Source organism: Reichenbachiella sp., from assembly GCF_039941815.1.
GTDB lineage: Bacteria > Bacteroidota > Bacteroidia > Cytophagales > Cyclobacteriaceae > Reichenbachiella.
Map to the genome: position 1 here is coordinate 1 of NZ_JBDVDW010000011.1, position 20284 is coordinate 20284.

The window sequence follows — 20284 nt, forward strand, 5'->3', positions numbered from 1 at the left end:
GATGACCCCACTTCTATTGCTACCATAAGTGATGAAGGTCTAGTCACCGCCGTGTCGCTTGGCGAGGTGGTCGCCATAGTTACATCTGAAGATAGCGAGTTTTCAGCTAGTGCTGAGGTAGAAGTGACTGGTATCATGGTTACGGAGGTGTCAATAGATCAGGAAACAGCTGAACTAAATGTTGGAGAAACGCTACAATTAACCACGACCATCGTTCCTGAGGATGCCACCGATCAGAGTATTACCTGGTCTGTAGATTTTCCCTCAGCCGGAAAAAATCAAGAATCCACACCTGAAGAGACCGCTACGGTAGATGAAGAAGGACTCATCACTGCGGTATCTGCTGGCGAAGTGGTGGTCACTGCACAATCCAGTAACGGATCTGTAGCGGCAAGCCTGGACGTCACAGTATCAAATGTAGCTGTTACCAGTGTATCAATAATGGAGACGCTTTCGGTCAACATTGGTGAGACAGGTCAGCTCACGGCAACTATATTGCCAGAAAATGCCACCAACCAAACCGTAACCTGGTCCCTCACGGAGGATGATAGTAGCCCCGAAACCTATGCAACGGTCGATCCTGAAACAGGTGTGGTCACTGGAATCAGTGAATGCGATGCCTGCGGGTTGGCACTTGTGGTGACCACAGAAGATGGAGGATTCACGACTTATGCAGATTTGTTTATCGAATATGTCTCGGTGACCAGTATTACTCTAAGTCCATCGTCTTTTACACTCGATCCCGGTGAGACACAACAGATGACAGCCACCATATTACCAACCAATGCTACCGATCAGGAAGTAGATTGGTCACTATCGTATGCAGGTAATTTATGTGATGTACCACCGATTGAGAATTTTGCCAGTATTTCGGAAGACGGCATAGTGACCGCCAATGCTTCGTTTGAAGCCTGTTCTGGTATCAATGTAGTGGCAGCCTCAGAATCTGGGGCTGGTGTGTCCACAACTTCTAATTTCACTGTAAACCCGATTTTGGCTACAAGTGTAGAAATAGTAGATAGCAGTGACGATCCATATCCAGACAAAGAACTGACGGTATTTGACTCTGGATGTAGTGTTTCCGTCTCTCTTTATATAGCCGTGGAACCTGATGATGTAACTGATGGCACGGTGACCTGGAGTGTCGATGATGAAATGCAAGCTACAATAGATAGCAATGGGACTCTCGATTTCAGTGGACCTGGGACTGTCCGTGTCACTGCAACTTCCAACGATGGTTCAGGGCTAAGCGACTATCTCGATGTAACATTTGAGGGATGTATTTGATCCAAATTTTCTGAATCACCTTTAATCATTCTATTCAAAGAGCCTGACAAAATAGTATTGTCCTATCTTCGCTGTTTATACAGATAAGATGCCGAAGAAAGACATTCAAGAAGAGATTAAAAACCTGCTGACTCTTCTCAAAAAGGAGAAAGATGCTGACTTGCAGCAATACCGTCAAAAAATGGCGGGTACCTCACTCAAAGAGCGCAGGAAACAAGGTGTCTGTTGGTATCCCATCCAGCTGGAAAAAACGAAATACGATGCTGGAGAAAGATTGATAGTTAAGATTTCAAGAACTCCCGAGCATACAGACGCCCATTTATTTCAATCAGGCAAACTCATCAGTTTGTTTTCCAATACTGGAGGACAGGAGGATGCGGTCAATGGAGTGGTCAACAACGTGACCAAATCAAGCATGCACATCACCATGAATGTAGACAACCTGCCTGAATGGATACATCATGGTCAACTGGGTCTACAGCTCCTCTTCGATGAAAATGCCTATCGAGAGATGGAGCGTACGCTAAATACCCTCCTCAATACCAAAATTGATCGTATCAACGCATTTAAAAATATTCTACTAGGAGACAGCTCCGCACAATTCACCGATCACGAAACGATCCGCGACCTAGGGATGAATGACAGTCAAAATGATGCCTTACATCAAATACATAATGCAAAGGACCTGGCCATCGTACATGGTCCCCCTGGGACGGGGAAAACCACGACCGTAGTACAAGCAATACTTGAGACACTAAAGTCTGAAATGCAAGTACTCGTGTGTGCTCCTAGTAATGCAGCCGTTGACCTGCTGGCTGAAAAACTTGGAGAGCAGAAAATCGAAGTGCTTAGAATAGGACATCCTGCACGGGTAACTGAGGAAATACTGAGCAAGACATTGGATGCAAAGATTGCAAATCACAAAGATTACAAGGATCTAAAAGCACTTAGAAAACAAGCCGAGGAGTACTTTGTGATGGCCGGAAAATTCAAACGAAATTTCGGACATGCCGAGAAAAAACAGCGTAAAGCTTTGCGCGATGAAGCTCAGGGGCTGAAGGCACAAGCCGAAAACCTCAACTACTACATCGTAAATGATATCATTTCAAAGACGCAAGTGATTGCATGCACCCTTGTAGGTGCCAATAATCAAATGATCAAGGGAATGACCTTTGAAACTGTATTTATAGATGAAGCTGCTCAGGCGCTGGAACCTGCTGCCTGGATTCCGATTCTGAAATCCAATCGAGTAATTTTTGCCGGAGACCACTGCCAGCTCCCTCCCACGATCAAATCATTCGAGGCAGCTCGCGGTGGCTTGGAAATTACACTATTTGAAAAGGCCATAGAACGAAACCATGCAGATACTATGCTCTGGGAGCAGTACCGAATGAACGAGCAAATCATGAACTTCAGCAGTCGCCTATTTTACAACGATCAGCTGATTGCTAATGGAATGGTAAAGAATTGGAAAGTGTTTGATGAAGATCAGACCATTGAGTTTATTGATACCGCAGGGTGTGGATATTTTGAAGAAGTGGATCCAGAGACTAGGAGCTTATTTAATAAGGAAGAGAGCGATTTGCTATTCAAGCATCTGATGAGCTATCTCACAAACCTGGACACCATGAGTCCATCTCCTGAGCTGAATAGTATTGGCATTATTTCGCCTTATAAAGCACAGGTAATATCCATGCAGGACCGACTGGCCGATATGGAGCTAGAAGAATCTTTAGCTCGTAAAATTGTTGTGAATACGATTGACTCCTTTCAGGGACAGGAGCGAGATGTTATTTACATAAGCCTTGTTCGATCCAATGAGAATGGTGAAATTGGCTTTCTGTCTGATACACGTAGAATGAATGTCGCACTAACCAGAGCCAGAAAAAAATTGGTCGTCATTGGCGATAGCGCTACGATCGGACAGCACGAATTTTATCAAAGCTTCCTGGATTATGTCAACGAAATAGAAGCCTATCATAGCGCATTTGAGTGGATTGAATAAAACTCGAGCAACCCTGGCAAGCAATATGAAGTCATAATAATGATGCGTGATCAAATTCACTCATCCATGCAATGCACAGGAGAAGAGCGGCTTACTTCTTCCTCCTTCCCCGTCGTGGCGGAATTACCCTGACTACTTCAAATAAGTTTTTTTCTCTAAGCCAAAAGATTAAATTTGCGCTAGTTTTTAGAGGCTGACGGGCCAGCCTACTTATTATCCACAAAGTAAATATTATGGCAAATAAATATGATCTTATAGTTATCGGAAGCGGACCAGGGGGTTACGTAGCAGCGATCAGAGCGTCTCAATTAGGGAAAAAAGTAGCAGTAGTAGAAAAAGCTGAAATTGGAGGTATTTGCCTCAACTGGGGATGTATCCCTACCAAAGCTTTGTTGAAAAGTGCTCAAGTATTTGACTATCTGTCTCATGCTCAAGACTATGGCGTCTCAGTAAAAGATCCGAAAGTTGATTTTACCGGAATGGTTAAAAGAAGCCGTGGTGTCGCTGACGGGATGAGTAAAGGGATTCAATTTCTTTTCAAGAAAAATAAGATCGACCAACTCCTTGGATTTGGCAAGCTGGCAGCCAACAAAACCGTTGTCGTGACTGACGACAAAGGCAAGTCTGAAAACTACACGGCAGATCATATAGTCGTGGCCACAGGTGGACGATCAAGAGAGCTTCCTAACTTGCCTATAGATGGCAAAAAAATCATAGGCTATCGTGAAGCTATGTGCCTTCCGAAGCAACCAAAGAAAATGGTAATAGTTGGTTCAGGAGCCATAGGGGTTGAGTTTGCGTACTTCTACAACTCAATTGGCACCGAAGTCACAGTGGTGGAATACCTGCCCAATATTGTGCCAGTAGAAGATGAAGACATCTCTAAGCAACTAGCCAGATCTTTCAAAAAATCCGGCATGAAGATCATGACCGACTCAGAGGTCACTTCGGTAGACACCAAGGGCAAAACTTGCAAGGTGTCTGTAAAAACAAAAAAAGGAGAAGAAAATATTGAATGCGACATCGTACTTTCGGCCGTTGGCGTATCGTCCAACATAGAAGGTATGGGTCTGGAAGACGTAGGCGTGATGACTGACAAGGGTAAGATTCTTGTCGACGACTACTACAAAACCAATATCCCTGGCATCTACGCCATTGGTGATATTGTACACGGGCCTGCACTTGCGCACGTGGCTTCTGCTGAAGCAATTATTTGTGCAGAGAAAATCTGCGGAGAATCTCCAGAGCCACTAGATTACAACAACATCCCGGGCTGTACTTATTGCTCACCAGAAATCGCATCTGTAGGTATGACCGAAAAGGCAGCCAAGGAAGCTGGATACGAAATCAAAGTAGGTAAATTCCCCTTCTCCGCTTCCGGTAAAGCGCAGGCTGGTGGCAATTCTGAAGGATTTGTAAAAGTGATCTTCGACGCCAAATATGGCGAATGGCTGGGCTGTCACCTAATCGGTGCCAATGTAACCGAAATGATCGCAGAAGCAGTAGTTGCCCGTAAGTTGGAAACCACTGGACACGAAATCATGAAGGCTGTACACCCGCACCCGACTATGTCCGAAGCTATCAAAGACGCCGTAGAGGATGCTTACGGTGAAGCCGTGCATTTGTAAATATCACAAAATATTGAAAGACGAAAAGCTCAGTATTTTACTGAGCTTTTTTTATTGCCCTCAAACCCATCATTAGAAATCTTACTGATCGATCATGTTCAAAAAAACTCCTTTCGCTAATTGGCCCTTTCACCCCGGTAAACTTCCTTTTTACTATGGGTGGGTCATTATTGCGCTAGGAACCTTGGGGATTAGCATGAGTATCCCTGGTCAGACCATGGGTGTAGCTACCTTTACTGACAGCCTCATCGAGGCTCTGGGCATGAGCAGAAGTGAGCTCGGGTTTGCCTACATGTGCGGCACCATCACCAGCGCATCACTTCTCACCTGGGTAGGAATTAAATACGATCAGCATGGCGTAAGGCCAATTGCAATCATAGCGTCAGTTGGCATAGGTATTACCCTGCTGTATCTGAGTCAAACAGATGTACTACAATCATTTCTGCCTGGCTTTCTTGTAGGTCGCACGGGAAACTTCCTGATCATGTATGTAGGGTTTGCCTCCCTTCGCTTTTTTGGGCAAGGGGCATTGACCCTTGTCTCTCGCAACATGATGATGAAATGGTTTGAAAAAAGGAGGGGATTTGCTATGGGGTTTTCTAATGTGATTACCGCGCTTACATTTTCTTCTGCTCCTGTATTTTTCGAAATGCTAATTATGGATTTTGGATGGAAAGATGCATGGGTTATTCTAGCAATCATTGCTGGCTTAGGCTTTCCATTGATCGTCCTGTTTTTCTTTAGAGACAATCCTGAAAAAAGTGGTTTAAAGCCCGATGGTGATTACATAGAAAGTAAAACTAAAACGAATCGGTTTCCGGTGGTTAAGCAATTTGAACTGAAAGAAACCATGAAGAATCTTTCTTTTTGGGTCTTTGCTCTGATGCTGGCGATGCAAGCCTTTTATTGGACAGGTTTCACCTTCAATATCGTGTCCCTATTCGAGACCAGCGGTTATTTGAGAAGTACAGCCATTTCGATCTTCCTTCCCTCCTCTGTGATCGCGATTGTCGTGACACTTTCGGTCAGCAGCCTTAGCGATTTTATCAAGCTAAAATACCTTCTCTATGTAATGGGCACAGGATCCATGATTGCCACCGTAGGAATGAATTTTCTGGATGAATGGAGTTGGATGATTTATGTATTAATCGTCGGCAACGGTATCATGCTCGGACTATACGGCGTGATCCTGTCCGTCGTATGGCCCAGGTTTTATGGCATTCTGCATCTTGGTGCGATCTCAGGTAGAGCCATCACCTTTGTGGTACTAGGCAGCTCTCTCGGGCCCATCGCATTTAGTGAGTCCCTATCCATCACACACTCTTATGACTCTGCCGGTTGGTTTTGTTTCGCAATATTTTTAGTGCTCACTATCGCCGGTTATTGGGCCAACAACCCTCAGGAGAAATTTAGAGAAGGATAGAACGTTGCTCAAACTTTAGTTTAAAACCAGAAATGGTCATGTACCTATTCTACAATAATGATTTGATTGTCGGAGGCATGTAAGTTGAAAAAACCTAGGCCATTTTCTACATTGCTGGGAGCATTGTAGGGTTCGGATACAAAGCTTGGTCCAAATCGCGTATCGTTGCGCTTCTCCAGGTACTCATAGTAGGTCGGGCCTATGCTGGCCAGCGATATGAGCAAGGTGTCGCCTGTAAAAAAATCTTCATTGACGATAAAAATAAACTCATCAGAAATCTCCTGACTTCCCGGATCCGTTTTGGTCACCAAGTGGGTAAAAGTTCGCGGTACCACCGCATCCAGGTCAATTCCCAAATTACCCTGATTGAGGTCTATAGAAAATTTCTGAACATTGACCATATAAAATTCTTCATCTGGATGCGGGTCGAAGCTATAGCCTACATTGACAAGGGAATCATCTCCGGCGGGTATCAAAGTGCCCTTTGTATCGGTAAACTGTACCTGTTCTGTCACGACACTCTGCGCCTCAATGCGCGTACCAGTTTGAAGGTCTGTAGCTATCAAGTCGTAGACATTGCCCGGTATAGGATTGACGTCAACCGATGCAAAAATCCCAACCTGCACCATTTGTAAGTTGAAAGTGTCCTTACCGTTTTCGATAATGAGGACTTCGGCCTCCCGGACCAGCAAAGAAGCGAGCAAGCTAGAGTCCGATGTTACCCCACCGTTCAAGGCAGAAAAACTACGAGTCAATGCAATCGTAACTCCTTGTCCTGGTATCAGCAAACTAGAAACCACCAATTGTTCGTCAGGCAGCTCTATGTGAATAGGCAGCGGCTCCGGCTCGCAAGCGATCAACGCAAGGGTGGCTATTAAGCATACTTTTAAACGATTTCTTATCATAATCATAGCTTTCAAAATTTGAACCGATAGGAAATGAAAGGCAACGTGCCAAATAATCCGGGTTGTTGATAGTTGAACAAACCAGTTTCTGCATCCTGCTCGATTTGGATACTGACTGGAGCCGCTCGATTATAAACATTGTAGACACCCAATCGCCACTCGCTATATAGTTTTTTACCCGGCTTTGATTTTCTAACCAGGCTCAAATCCAATCTGTGTGTGTTAGACAAGGACACAGAATTTCTATCTGGATATATATTTTCTACCGTGACCCCGGTATTGAGTGGATTGGTGATGGCATACTGCGCGACGACGGGGGTGAAGCGAGACCCTGACAGGTATTCCCAGACCGCTGATATTTCCCAACGATCAAAGACCTTGTAGTTAGCTACAATGGAAATATTGTGCCTACGATCATAGCGGGCAGGAAATGCAGCATCCCCGTTCAACCCATCTACTTGGCGATTGGCCCACGACAGTGTATAACTAGCCCAGCCATTCAACCGCTCACCTTTTTTTCTCAACAGCACTTCCCACCCATAGGATTCGGCTGTACCCTGTACAATGGATTGTTCAAAATCTGTATTTAAAAATAAATTGGTGCCTTCTTCATATTCAATGATGTTGTTGGCGAATTTGTAATACACCTCAGATTCAAACAGCAACCCTGAATTGCTGAAACTTTTGACGTATCCTAATCCAAACTGTGTGGCCCTCTGGGGTTTGATGTCGCGGGTCACAGAATACCAAAGGTCGACCGGTAGTGAGAGACTGGCACTTGACACTCTGTGTTGATATTGGCTGATGACAGTAAAATTGAATTTTATGGAGCTCAGATCATTGAGCTTGTATCGAGCCAAGAGGCGAGGTTCAAAACCCAAATACATTTTTCCGTCCACCGTGGCAAAACTTTGTCTATAGCCCAAACTGGCACTCAATTTTTCGGTCAGACTTTTTTCCACGTCCACGTAGAGGCCTCCTTCAAATGAGGTAATGGCTGCGCTTCGGGCCGACGGAAAGATATCCTCAACAATACCCGAAGCATTGATTTCTAATGGATCCATAGCATGCCTAATGACATCTAGTCCTATGGAAAGCTTGTCGACATCCAGATTGAATATATCATATCTCGCTTTCAAGCCATAGTCAGTAATCGAGTTGGATACGGCCAGGGTACTCTCTTCAAAAGAATTGTCCACAAGGTATGAAAACCTGGAACTCGTCCCGATGAGGCTAATCAAGTTGTCAGTAGGTGTCAGGTATTTCCAACCAAAGGATAGGTTGGCATTTTCAATATCAAATTCGCTGCGTCCATTGTTGTCAGGGTTATCTGATTCAATATCTAAAATATCGGCACCAAAATAATTGGAAAAATAGAATGAGTGCCGGGGTGATGGTTTGAAATCAATCCGACCATTAAAATCATAAAAATAATAGGGTAGCTGAAGATCTGGATCACCAGTAAGCTTGAGTAGCTGATCTATATAAGTTCTCCTGCCTGCTATTTTCACAGCCAATTTGTCTTTGATTATAGGTTGGGCAATAGTTAGATTGGAGGATATTACACCGACACTTCCATTAAAAGTGGTCTTTTCGGGCATGGTAGCGTTAGTTTTGATGTCAATGACTGAAGAGAGCCGGCCTCCATAGTAGGCCGGAAAACCTCCTTTTATCATTTGTACATCTCCCAGCATGTCTGGATTGAATACAGACATAAAACCGAATAGATGTCCTGAATTGTACACTATAGCATCGTCCAAAAGCACAAGGTTTTGATCAGCATCACCGCCGCGAACAAAGAAATCAACACTTCCCTCCACTCCTTTGGTTACCCCCGGCAGTAGCTGCATGGTACGAATCAAATCGGGTTCGCCTGCCAAGCCTGGAATCATTAGCACATCTTTGGCTTCTACCTGGATCGTACTTGAGCGAAGGTCTTCTATCTGATTTTCACCATAAAATCGCTCATCACTTACTACCACGTTGTCCAGCGTGGTCACAGAGGCCGGCAATTTGATCGTCAAAGTGGTATCTGCTTTGATGTCCAAATCGAGCACTTTACTGGTATACCCGATATAAGCAAATATCAGTTCTACTTTTTTAGGGGGAGTTCGTAGATTGAATCTACCGTTGTCATCTGTGCGAACAACAGAGGCGCTTCCATCCAATTTCACTGTACAAAAAGGCAGTGGGTTGCCCGTTTCGAAATCTTGCACATGCCCTACTACGGAAAGCAGCTCCTGAGCCATCATCACTCGTGTGATTGACAGCATTATGACCAACAAATAAAATTTATCTTTCACCCTATTGCTTTGTATGGCATATCAGTATGTAACTGAACTATAATCCTTTTGGTTTCTCAATGATATTTCATTGAATAGATCGAGCTGACTCCCGGCGATAACAGCTCTCAAATACAAGACAACCAACTCTATTTTATCACCTACGTGCCCAACTGCGATTTCCCTTGTTTTACATTTATCTCTCAGTGCCTGAATTAAGTCGATTTGATGGCCTAGGAGGTGAGGCAACTTGGGCTTTGAACGTAAAAGATGATACGTGTGAAGGGTTATCTCTTGATAAACTTCTGAACTGCTTCTCCTGGCACAGACAGGTAATACAACCCTGCAGAAAGTCCAGCAACAGAGATTCTCTGATTGGGGTACTCTATTTTAGTCTGCAATATGGTCTGCCCTACTGCATTCAATATTCTAATTTCTTTTCCGACAAGGATTGATCGCTGATTATTGAGGGTAAAGCTGTCTTGTACAGGGTTAGGAAAGATACTGTATGCTTTTTTGACAGAACGCCCGGCATCCAGTAGCGTGATAGTTTCGGTGTTGGAGTAGTCTGTCACACCATTTTCATTGGCTGCAAACACTCGATAAGAGGCCGTGTATCCCGCTTCACTTTGCTGGTCGACATAAGTCACCACATCCGTTTTTACTGAGTCTATAATACTAAACTCTTCTTCACCTTCTTCCATTCGCTCAATGATAAAATAGGTCTCGTTCATGGAGCCATCTTCCCAATGGAGATGGATGCCAGTCTTGCCCTTCCCGAGTACCAGATCCTCGGGTTTGCCGTTGTAGGCCACGAATGTTTCTTCGCTATAGTCGGACTCACCATGCGGATTGATTGCTTTTACCCGATAGAAGGCAACCGAATTAAATGGTAACCCAACCCCTACATCCATCGCGGCATTTGATTCCATCTCCAACGAATCGATCACCGTAAATTCATTTTCACCCTGTACTTTTCTTTCTAAAATAAAATATTGTTCGTTAGAAGAATTGTCTCTCCAGCCAAGTTTCAACTCACCTTGTGCGAGATTGGATACAAGATCTGATGGAGCATCACCCGGCTCGCCTACATAAAAATAAGCTCCATCCGAAAAAGGAGAACTTTGAAAGGCACTATTGATGGACTGCACTTGCCAAAAATATCGTCCATCCTCCAAATTATGGAAGTAAGATTCGGTAGAAAAGCCCATATTGCCCGTACCAACGACTTTTCTGAATCCCGTCGACACATCTGAGAATGAGAAAAATACCTGATCAAGGTCGCCCTTTCGGACATTCAAATTGTAAGTCACTCCATCAGAGGATATTTTAGCGGCCAGACCTGAACTCCACGATAAAAACACGGAATCTTCTGCGTACGAAACTTCCAACCCTGAGGGTGTGTTAGGCGCGCTAAGATCTACAGAATTATTATTTCTGTAAACCAATATCTTTGGGCTTTCCAGCTCCTCATATCCAGTGGCCAGTATATCGAGATCACCGTCACCGTCATAATCCCCCCAGGCTACACTACCGTAAGACAAATTCTCAAAATTAATTTCATCGAGATGCTCAAAGGTGCCATCTCCATTATTGATCATTATTTCAAAATCAAAACTTCCCGCAGAGTCTCCCCCAAGCAGCAAATCCAAATCTCCATCCCCATCATAATCTCCCCAGTCTACAGCACCTGCAGAGCCGCTATGATTGTCCAATCCCGTATCCTCTACTTTAGTGAATTGCCCTCCCTCATTGCTATACAATCGGATCATGGGATCGAGATTTGCGTCTAGTCCCATGACAAACAAATCATAATCTCCGTCATTGTCATAGTCTCCTTGTGCAATAGCCGCATTTTGTACCTGATCGAAGGTATTGTCTTCATCCAAGGTGAATTTTCCGCCCTCATTGAGATAGAGTTCGGTCCGTTGGTAGGGAAAATCATTGTCACTACCAGAAATGAAAAGATCCAGATCCTGGTCGTTATCCGCATCAAATGCCACCGCATCCGATAAGTAAACGGCATGGTCGATTGAAGAGGAATAGGCAAAATTTTGATCACTACCTTTCAAATACAGTCGTCCCTCCAGATTGACTTCTCCATCTATATATCCATTGACCCCGGTGATAAAAAAGTCCTGGTTGAGGTCATTGTTAAAATCTCCACTAACCAAAGCCCCATAGCCTCCACTTGATAAATACTCAGAGATGATGGGTCCCTGAAGCGCAAACTCTCCGGTCAGGTTATGATAAATACTTAGATCATTGTCAATACCAATAGCCCTACCAGTGATCAGGAGGTCGACATAGTTGTTGTTGTCCAAATTCATCAAGCCCAGGCTTGATTCAGAATACCCAAGGAGTGTAAATGCAAGCTCAAACTTATCATCACCTATATTTTCATATACTTCAGTGGTGAGCGTATTGGTATCGAACTGGCCGGTGATGATAAAATCCAGATCATTGTCATTGTCGTAGTCCAGCCACTTGGATTGACCATTGTACACCCCGTGCGACTCATCGATAGTCAATTTGGTGAATTGCTGTGCCAAGGTAGAATTGGTCGCTACGGACAAAAAGAAAATCAGATAAATGGTTAGATTTTTCATGATACTTGCCTTTTACACTATTGAGCCAAGATAAATCTCACATTTAAAAATGGATAAACACATCGATCAATAGATCAGTTTTTCTGACGAGCTCTACAACGCCTTCAGCTCCTGTTCTAATTCCACCTCCAAGTTTTTCTTGTCAGAAAAAGAAGGCGGAGCGACACGATTGTCACAATCTGAAATAGAGCAGCGCTCACACGTAGTATGAACAGTCTTTCTTCTCAAACCCGTATCTTTAATGAAATTAAATGTGCCCTTTAGCGCATCTGTCATTAACAAACCAAGAGTAATACTGCTCGCTCCATCTCCCCGATAATTGTTAGGCTCGGACACCGAAATACAAAAATAGGAGCTATTGGTCTCCCAATATTCAGACACTTGTGCATCGATGAAAAAATCTGCTTTCTGGCTTCTGATATTCTTTATTGAGCTAATAGAAACCCAACGATGACAGAGATGTTCGTCCAACTCGTTGTGGTAGGGCTTGTGCAATTGTGACAAATGCAGCTCCTTTGAAATCCCATACTTGATCAAGTCGTTCGTGCTTTTCAATCGAATGAAGAACAGATCACGAATGTTAAAATAATGAGGCAATAGATTGGTGAATCGCTGTAAAAGTGTCTCCGGGCTGACTTGATATTTTTGCAACAATTTGCTAATCAGCGTGGGTTTCCAGGTGGTAGATCGAGCGATCAGCTCTATATCCTTTACCATTTCATCGGCATCCATCAGTAAAGCGGCAGCAAAGTAAGAAGCCCTAAAATTGCTTAATAGCTTTTCAAAAGAAGCCTCCTTATTTAGTTGAGTTTCATAAGATCGTTCCTCCATTTTGAGGTACTGAAATCCCAATTCTTTCGCCAAAATGAAATTCTCCTGTCCCTCTGACAATCCCTCATTGAGATAAAGCACTTTCTTCTCAGGTTGAAAATAAGAACGAAATACCCGCAATTTTTTATTCTTGCTCAGTCCTACCCGATCAATCGTAATATCGTATTGCTGGCGGAGTACATCCACCAGTTGATCATAGGTATAGGGCACCCTGCTCTTCAGTTTCATTTGTTTTTTAAACGACTGTACCGCCTCCTCGAGATCAGGAAAATAGTTGTCATGCATGTCCTGATACGATCGGAGCGCTATCCGATAAAAATGCTCCTTCTCGATTTGATAGCTCCGCACCATTTTGAGGATGGTACTGATGAAGGCGCTGATTCGATCTGGCGAACTGCTAAACACATCTATCAGTTTGTCCGGGCTGATGCCAAATTCATCCAAAGGGAAAAATTTGAAGAATCCTGAATTGAGTAATTCAATCACAGGACGTAGTTTTTTATCGGCACGAGTGCTGACTAATTCGTCATATTCAAGCTGAAAGGCTTGCGCCAATGCACCAATCTTATCAGGCTTAGGGTACTTTTTTCCCTTTTCAATGTCATTGAGATATGAGACCGACATACCTGTGGCCTTAGCCAGCTCCTGATAGGAGATTTTGTGCTGCAAGCGCAAGTGCTTGATTTTGAAGCCCAGGATAAGTTTTACTATGTCGTTGTCGCTAATCATGTGTAGAAGAATTCAATACTTAAGCTAAAATAGATTAAAAAAAGGAAATAAATTAATTAGCGGAATTTCCGCTTTTAGAATATTTCTATATATTTGAAGAAAAATACACAAACCATGTCTCTGCTTCACATTACACCAGAAAGACTCCTAACCTACCCGGACATATACACCGATGAGGTATTGAGAGCACTAGAAATCATGGCTCCGCTCAATGAAAAGCAGAAAGCTTTGATGGAAAAAAGAAACCAGCGAAGAGCCCATCGAATTTCAAATCAAGAAATCCCAAACTTCCTTACTCCTAATGATCGCGTAGGTACTGACGAACTATTGGTCGCCGATATCAGAGCTGGAAAATTCGAGTCCAGTATCATTCCTGATGACCTCAAACGTCAATGGGTGCAAGGCACGGGCCCAGCCGCCAAACCCGATGGATCCATAGAGTTCAGCCTGCGAAACGTGGCATATGCGCTACTTTCCGGAGCCGACGGATGGATGTTTGACGGCGAAGATGCACTAGGCCAGATCAATGCGATGTCGCTGGACAATCAGCGAAATCTAAAGCTGGCGATCCATCGTGACTCGCTTTTTTTGCAGGTCGCTGAGCAGGTGTCTGTCGCCATGAATAAATGGGCTGAAGGTTTCTTAGGTCGCCAAATCATTTCTGATCTAACAGAGCAACTTGATTTTACCACCCTCATATTTAGAGCCAGAGGCCTCCACCTCGACGACCGTCATATCGTGACGGAAGATGGATCCTCCTTTTCCGCTTCTATCACAGACCTCACTCTTTTTGTGGTAAACAACTACCGAGCTCTTCAAGCCAAAGGCTCATCCATCGTTTTGTACTTACCCAAAATCCAAACCGCAGAAGAGGCCACCTTTTGGAAAAAAATGTTGTCTACACTCGAAAACTATCTCGATCTGGATAAAGGAACCATAAAAGTATATGTCCTGGTAGAACAACTTGAGGCCACTTACCAGCTTTTGGAAATCCGAGCAGCGCTGGGCCTTCACTTTGTAGGATTTAATACCGGAAGATGGGATTATATCAACAGTGTCGCTGATGCGCTTTGTGGTCAGGACGATTTCATCAATCCAAACATAGAATCGATCACTATGACCTATGCCTATATGGCTGCTTATGAAGATCGAGTGCGACGAGCAGTAAATACGCCTGATCAAAATCGAAATTTCAGTTTATGGCAAGGCGGGATGGAACCCAATATTCCGGTCGGTTCGGAAGCAGGAGTAAAAGCCAGCATGGAAAAAGCCATAGCTGGGGCCAAAAGAGAACAAGCGGCTGGTGCATCTGGCAAATGGGTAGCCCATTGGAAAATGGTACACATCATTCGACCAGTTTGGGAAGAAGCCAACCAATTGAATCAACTGGGAAGAAAATTTCCTCCGCTCACTTATACCGAAGAGGATCGACAAGCACTTATCAGATTAGAGCCAGCGCCGATCACCATTCGCGGTGGACGCAATCTACTAAGCGTAGCACTACAATATGGAAATGCATTCCTGCAAGGATTTCAGGCAGCAGCACTAAAACCGGCAGATTTCTTCGCGGACGAGAATATTCTCTATTTGATGGAAGATATGGCCACAGGAGAAATCAGACTCAGCGTGCTCTGGGAATGGCTACACAAAGGTGCACGTCTGACCGAGTCAGATGAAGACCTGGGGCTTTCCAAAGGAGACCTTTTTAGTGCTGAAATCTTTGACCAGCTGCTCATAGAAGAATATCAAAAGCTCCTCAGCGCCAATCACAAAGATGTACATGACGGATCGAAAACCACCACGCTTCCCATCGCCCGGGAAATTGTGAAAACCTATGTTTTGTCTGACACAAAGGCACCTTGGTACATTGATTTGCTCAATCTAAATCTAAATAATGATGATCTGGAACTAAGCAGAGAGCGCATCTCCAGATACTATAATCGACTGATCAATACTGGTCAGCGTATTTCAGAAAACCTTGATTTCGAATCCCAATCACAGATAAACCACTTATAAACACTACGCAAGATGAAAAATGAAACCCAATTCAATTCAGAAAGAATAGCCTCAATGAAAGCCTATTTCAACGAGAAAAGATTTGACGGCATCAAACGGCTGTATTCCCCCCGACAGGTAGTCGAACAGCAAGGCACCATCCCTACCGACTATACCGTCGCAAGAAAATCTGCAGAAGCTTTTTTCAAGCGACTTCGTGAGCTCCATAAGGAGCAGAAACAAATCACCACTTTTGGACCCTATACCCCTAGTCAGGCAGTGATGATGAAAAGAGCAGGCATCGAAGGCATCTACCTGGGAGGGTGGGCTACCTCAGCTAAAGGTTCTGCAGGTGAAGATCCTGGCGCCGATCTGGCCAGCTATCCACTAAGCCAGGTCCCCAATGAAGCCGCTGGCATTGTCAGAGCGCTTTTAGCAGCTGATCGCAACCAACATTTTCAACGTATGAAAATGTCCGAAGAGCAGCGACAACAAAGCCCTGCTTTCGATTTTCGTCCGTTCATCATCGCAGATGCAGATACCGGACATGGAGGAGATGCACACGTACGAAATCTGATCAGGAGATTTGTAGAAGCTGGTGTGACTGGCTACCATATTGAAGACCAAAAGCCTGGGACAAAAAAATGTGGTCATCAGGGGGGCAAGGTGTTGGTGTCTAGCGATGAGCAAATAAAAAGAATCAACACGGCTCGCCTACAGCTGGATATCATGGGTGTACCGGGGATTATAGTCGCTCGGACGGATGCCGAAGCGGCGTCACTACTCGAAAATATTTCAGACGAGCGGGATCAACCTTTTGTCCTGGGAGCTACAAACTTGAACATCCCATCGTATAAAAATGCCTTTCTTGCATTGCAGAGAAGCATTAGCGAATTGGGGGCAACACAGATCAAAGGTCATGAGCTCTATCAGGTGGCTGACGAGGATCAGGCAGCAGCCAAACAATGGATACTCAATGCACCATTCGCGCCAATGATAGCAGAATTGAAGGAAGAGCTCATCAGTGATGAGGCCAGCCAGTTTGAGCCTGCCTACGACAAAATATCAGCTGCATTTGTTCAATATTGGGAACAGGATGCAGGAGTCATGACCTTCGGAAGTGCGGTGGCTTCCCTTATCGAGGAGTGCAACAAAGAGGGCGAAGAGCTAGCGATGTGCCACCAGGAGTGGTTACAATTTGCCGCAAAGGCGTCTTTGAAGCAAGCCAGAAAAAAAGCGGACGAACTAGGCATCAACGTGACTTGGGACTGTGATCAGGCTAGAACTCCTGAGGGTTACTATCAAGCCAAAGGAGGAATACCATTTGCAATAGCAAAATCACTTGCAGTAGCCCCATATGCAGATATTTTATGGATGGAAACGAAGACTGCAGAACTGGAAGATGCCAAAAAATTTGCTGAGGCTATTCATGAAGTATACCCTGACAAAATGTTAGCCTACAACCTTTCTCCATCGTTCAACTGGGATACTACTGGTATGACTGAAGAAGAGATGTCCAAATTTCCTGAGGAATTGGGTAAAATGGGTTTTGTATTCAATTTTATCACTTACGGTGGGCATCAAATCGATGGCCTGGCTTCTGATGAGTTTGCCAACTCACTCCAGTCCGAAGGTATGCTGGCACTCGCAAGAGTTCAACGGAAGTTGAGATTGCTTGAATCTCCGTACAAAACGCCTCAATCTCACGTAGGCGGGCCTCGATTGGACAGCGCCCTGGCGGCCTGCTCAGGCCGAACAGCCACTACAAAGGCGATGGGCAAAGGTTCGACGCAATTTCAGCATCTGAAGCACACCGAACTGCCCACTGCTTTGCTCAATCAGTGGGTGGAAGAATGGTCTGAATTCTATTCTGTCAAGGAAAACCTGAAAGTGGTCTTGAAGCCACACTTACCCGGCTCGACGGTGATGGAACTCGCGCTGACTTCGGGAGAGGATAAGGTGGCCAATATGGTATTTACCTCGGTAACTGATCGAAACAAAAGACAGATTCTATCGGTCAGAGATCAAAACATGTTCAGAGATGATCTGAGGAAAAAACGACTTATGACACTCATGCATTTGTTCATCATCAACAGATATCAATGTGATACGGTGCATTACCTCACGCCTACAAAGGACAACGCCAAGCAATGTGAGGCCATGCTTAAAATGGGGCTGTATGCTGCATATACCGATGAGATCGGACAGATCATAGTCGCAGATATAGCTACTGATGACGTGCGAGCCTACGTAAATATTGAAGGACGCATTACCAAAATAATTCGCAAAGAGTCGCAGTCAAAAACGGTAGATGTTTAAGGTCGCTACCGCAGATTTATGGGATTCGCACGGTGAAGCATTACACTGTGTTGATCCCATATTTCGTGTTTTTGGAAAGAAGAAATCATTCTTTGGCCCGATTTCTACGATCAGATGTTTTGAGGACAACAGCTTTGTTAGAACACAGCTATCCACTCCCGGCCTGGGTCATGTACTTGTGATAGATGGCGGAGCCTCTCTCAAATGTGCGCTAGTCGGAGATCAGCTGGCTGCACTTGCGATTGAAAATGGCTGGGCCGGCCTAATCATCAACGGATGCATCAGAGATTCCACTGTAATCAATCAAATGGACATAGGAATTCGCGCACTGAATACCTGTCCGGTGAAAAGTATAAAGCGAAATCAGGGCGAGTCTGACCTTCCGGTTAAATTTGCTTCTACCATATTTGAGCCAGGGGATTATTTGTATACCGATGAGGATGGGATACTGGTAAGCAAAGAATTATTGGATCTTCAAACCAGAGAATAATTCTCCATACCATATGGTTTGAGAATTGTTATGGTATATTTGGGATGAGCTATTCGGAATCATGAGCAAAACACAAACTTCCCTACTGTTGGCTCTAGCACAAAAGCTAGAGAAGAAAAGAAGGACGAAAGCCTTAGCGCTTAAATCTTTGAGCTCTGCTGGTATCGTTACTAAAGATGGAAAAATCACAAAAGCATTTCCTAACTTGAAACGAGTCCTAATTGAATCAAAGTAATTGTATAGTTCAAGAACTAGCCTTATCATCGGATTTCATGGATGCGATGAATCTATTGCACATCAACTTCTCAATTTTCCTAAAAAAGTCAAAATAAGTGAGAAGCCATTTGATTGGCTGGGGCATGGTTTTTATCTCTGGGAAAATAACTATGACAGGGCATTGCAATGGGCATTGGATAAGGAAGCAAAAGGCAAAATCAAAAAAGCATCTGTCATTGGCGTAATATGTACGCTAGATTATTGTCTTGATCTTATTGATAGCGAATTCATTCAAATACTCACCTACTATTATGATTTGATGAGAAAAGACATGCAAATTATTGGCAAGGAGCTCCCCAAAAACAAAGATGTTAGTGCTGATCAATACAAGGATCTGCTAATTCGAGAGCTGGACTGTGCAGTTATCGAATATATGCATCAAGAAATCAAGGAGGAGATCAATCGAGACACAAAATCATTACTAAATGAATTTGATACCACAAGAGGTGTTTTTATAGAAGGTGGGCCCGCCTTTCCTGGTGCGGCTATTCAGAAGAAAACACACATCCAGATTTGTATAAGAAATATGGACTGCATCAAAGGTTTTTTTATACCCAGAGCTTAGAGCAAGAGATTCATAATTGGTACACTCAGTGCAAGATATAATCGAAAAAAGGAATATATTTTAATTTCAAAATCAGTCTTCACCCCTATGCAGATTAGGCCAGCAACAGAAAAGGACATTGATCAAGTCTGGAAAATATTCTCTGAGGTCATCAAGACGGGCGACACCTATGTATTTGATCCTAATACGCCTAAGGCGGACTTAAAGAGACATTGGTTTGCCGAATACATGAATACTTTTGTGGCAGAGCAGGATGAGAAAATTCTTGGTACTTACATCATGAAACCCAATCAAATCGGACTCGGAAATCATATTGCCAATGCTAGTTATATGATCCACCCGGATGCTCAAGGCCAGGGATTAGGCAAAAAGCTCTGCGAGCATTCCATAGAATTTGCCAGGCAAAGTGGATTTTTAGCCATACAGTTCAATATCGTGGTGAGCGCCAACAAAGGGGCGATAAAACTATGGGAAAAATATGGCTTTAATATAATTGGGACTACTCCTAACGCCTTTCGGCACCAAACTCTTGGTCTGGTAGATACCTATATCATGTACAAACCGCTCTGATTTCTGAAAGCTGTTTTACAAAACGTCCCTGAGCTCTCCCTCCTTGTCAAAAACGCTTTTAGCAAACGGACATAAGGGAATGATACTGATCTTTTTCTCTCTGGCAAAATCTACTGCAGCATGTACCATCTTCTTGCCTACTCCCTTTCCATTGAAGGCAGTCTGCACCTCGGTATGGTCAATAATGATCCGATCCTCTCCAGCCCAAGAATAAGTCATCCGGCCGGCTTCTGTACCGTCATCCGTCGCTCTAAAAAAGCCTTTTGTGTCTCGATTGAATTGTTCGATTTCCATAAGATTAAAGATAACGAATAGAAAACTATCTGATCAAACAATTGACTTCATTAAAAAAATGATTAAGCAGAATCGT

Annotated in this window: 14 protein-coding genes; 9 read left to right on the forward strand and 5 right to left on the reverse strand. The window is 43.9% G+C overall.

The window, feature by feature from the left end:
* The 4 genes from ABJF11_RS00590 to ABJF11_RS00605 form a co-directional block, all read left to right on the forward strand.
* Window positions 1-1287, forward strand: a 1287-nt coding sequence (locus ABJF11_RS00590; RefSeq protein ID WP_348117172.1) for an Ig-like domain-containing protein, incomplete at its 5' end; no start/stop codon positions are given.
* A gap of 88 nt (window positions 1288-1375) precedes the next feature.
* The gene (locus ABJF11_RS00595) at window positions 1376-3292 is read left to right on the forward strand and encodes an AAA domain-containing protein (protein ID WP_348117173.1); all 1917 of its coding nucleotides are present in this window, start codon (window positions 1376-1378) and stop codon (window positions 3290-3292) included.
* Between the two features lie 233 nt (window positions 3293-3525).
* A complete protein-coding gene (gene lpdA / locus ABJF11_RS00600) occupies window positions 3526-4920 on the forward strand; it encodes a dihydrolipoyl dehydrogenase (RefSeq protein ID WP_348117175.1) in 1395 nt (464 codons plus the stop codon).
* A gap of 94 nt (window positions 4921-5014) precedes the next feature.
* A complete protein-coding gene (locus ABJF11_RS00605) occupies window positions 5015-6343 on the forward strand; it encodes an MFS transporter (protein ID WP_348117177.1) in 1329 nt (442 codons plus the stop codon).
* 44 nt (window positions 6344-6387) lie between these two features.
* Here ABJF11_RS00605 and ABJF11_RS00610 read toward each other — a convergent pair whose 3' ends face one another.
* The 4 genes from ABJF11_RS00610 to ABJF11_RS00625 form a co-directional block, all read right to left on the reverse strand.
* Window positions 6388-7248 (reverse strand): DUF4249 family protein, encoded by an 861-nt coding sequence (locus ABJF11_RS00610; RefSeq protein WP_348117178.1) that lies wholly within the window; start codon window positions 7246-7248, stop codon window positions 6388-6390.
* An 11-nt stretch (window positions 7249-7259) separates the two neighbouring features.
* On the reverse strand, window positions 7260-9521 hold the full coding sequence (locus ABJF11_RS00615; protein ID WP_348117179.1) for a carboxypeptidase-like regulatory domain-containing protein: 2262 nt from the start codon (window positions 9519-9521) through the stop codon (window positions 7260-7262).
* Window positions 9522-9817: 296 nt separating this feature from the next.
* Entirely contained in the window at window positions 9818-12139 is a 2322-nt protein-coding gene (locus tag ABJF11_RS00620; protein WP_348117180.1) for an FG-GAP-like repeat-containing protein, read from the reverse strand.
* Window positions 12140-12232: 93 nt separating this feature from the next.
* A complete protein-coding gene (locus ABJF11_RS00625) occupies window positions 12233-13699 on the reverse strand; it encodes a helix-turn-helix domain-containing protein (RefSeq protein WP_348117181.1) in 1467 nt (488 codons plus the stop codon).
* A gap of 93 nt (window positions 13700-13792) precedes the next feature.
* Between ABJF11_RS00625 and ABJF11_RS00630 the strand changes: the two genes are divergently transcribed.
* From ABJF11_RS00630 to ABJF11_RS00650, 5 genes are all read left to right on the forward strand, one after another.
* Window positions 13793-15715, forward strand: coding sequence for a malate synthase (locus tag ABJF11_RS00630; protein WP_348117182.1), 1923 nt, complete (start codon window positions 13793-13795; stop codon window positions 15713-15715).
* Window positions 15716-15727: 12 nt separating this feature from the next.
* Window positions 15728-18013, forward strand: coding sequence for an isocitrate lyase family protein (locus tag ABJF11_RS00635; RefSeq protein ID WP_348117183.1), 2286 nt, complete (start codon window positions 15728-15730; stop codon window positions 18011-18013).
* Complete coding sequence (gene rraA / locus ABJF11_RS00640) at window positions 18006-18503, forward strand: ribonuclease E activity regulator RraA (protein WP_348117184.1); 498 nt, start codon at window positions 18006-18008, stop codon at window positions 18501-18503. Before ABJF11_RS00635 ends, rraA begins: the two co-directional genes overlap by 8 nt.
* A gap of 235 nt (window positions 18504-18738) precedes the next feature.
* Window positions 18739-19344: a hypothetical protein gene (locus tag ABJF11_RS00645; protein WP_348117185.1), complete on the forward strand. Its 606-nt coding sequence runs from the start codon at window positions 18739-18741 to the stop codon at window positions 19342-19344.
* 87 nt (window positions 19345-19431) lie between these two features.
* Window positions 19432-19914 carry a GNAT family N-acetyltransferase gene (locus tag ABJF11_RS00650; RefSeq protein ID WP_348117186.1) on the forward strand — a complete coding sequence of 161 codons (483 nt, stop codon included), beginning with the start codon at window positions 19432-19434 and terminating at the stop codon, window positions 19912-19914.
* Window positions 19915-19929: 15 nt separating this feature from the next.
* Here the strand turns inward: ABJF11_RS00650 and ABJF11_RS00655 are convergent, their stop codons facing one another.
* Window positions 19930-20208 carry a GNAT family N-acetyltransferase gene (locus ABJF11_RS00655; RefSeq protein ID WP_348117187.1) on the reverse strand — a complete coding sequence of 93 codons (279 nt, stop codon included), beginning with the start codon at window positions 20206-20208 and terminating at the stop codon, window positions 19930-19932.
* Window positions 20209-20284 lie beyond the last annotated feature (76 nt).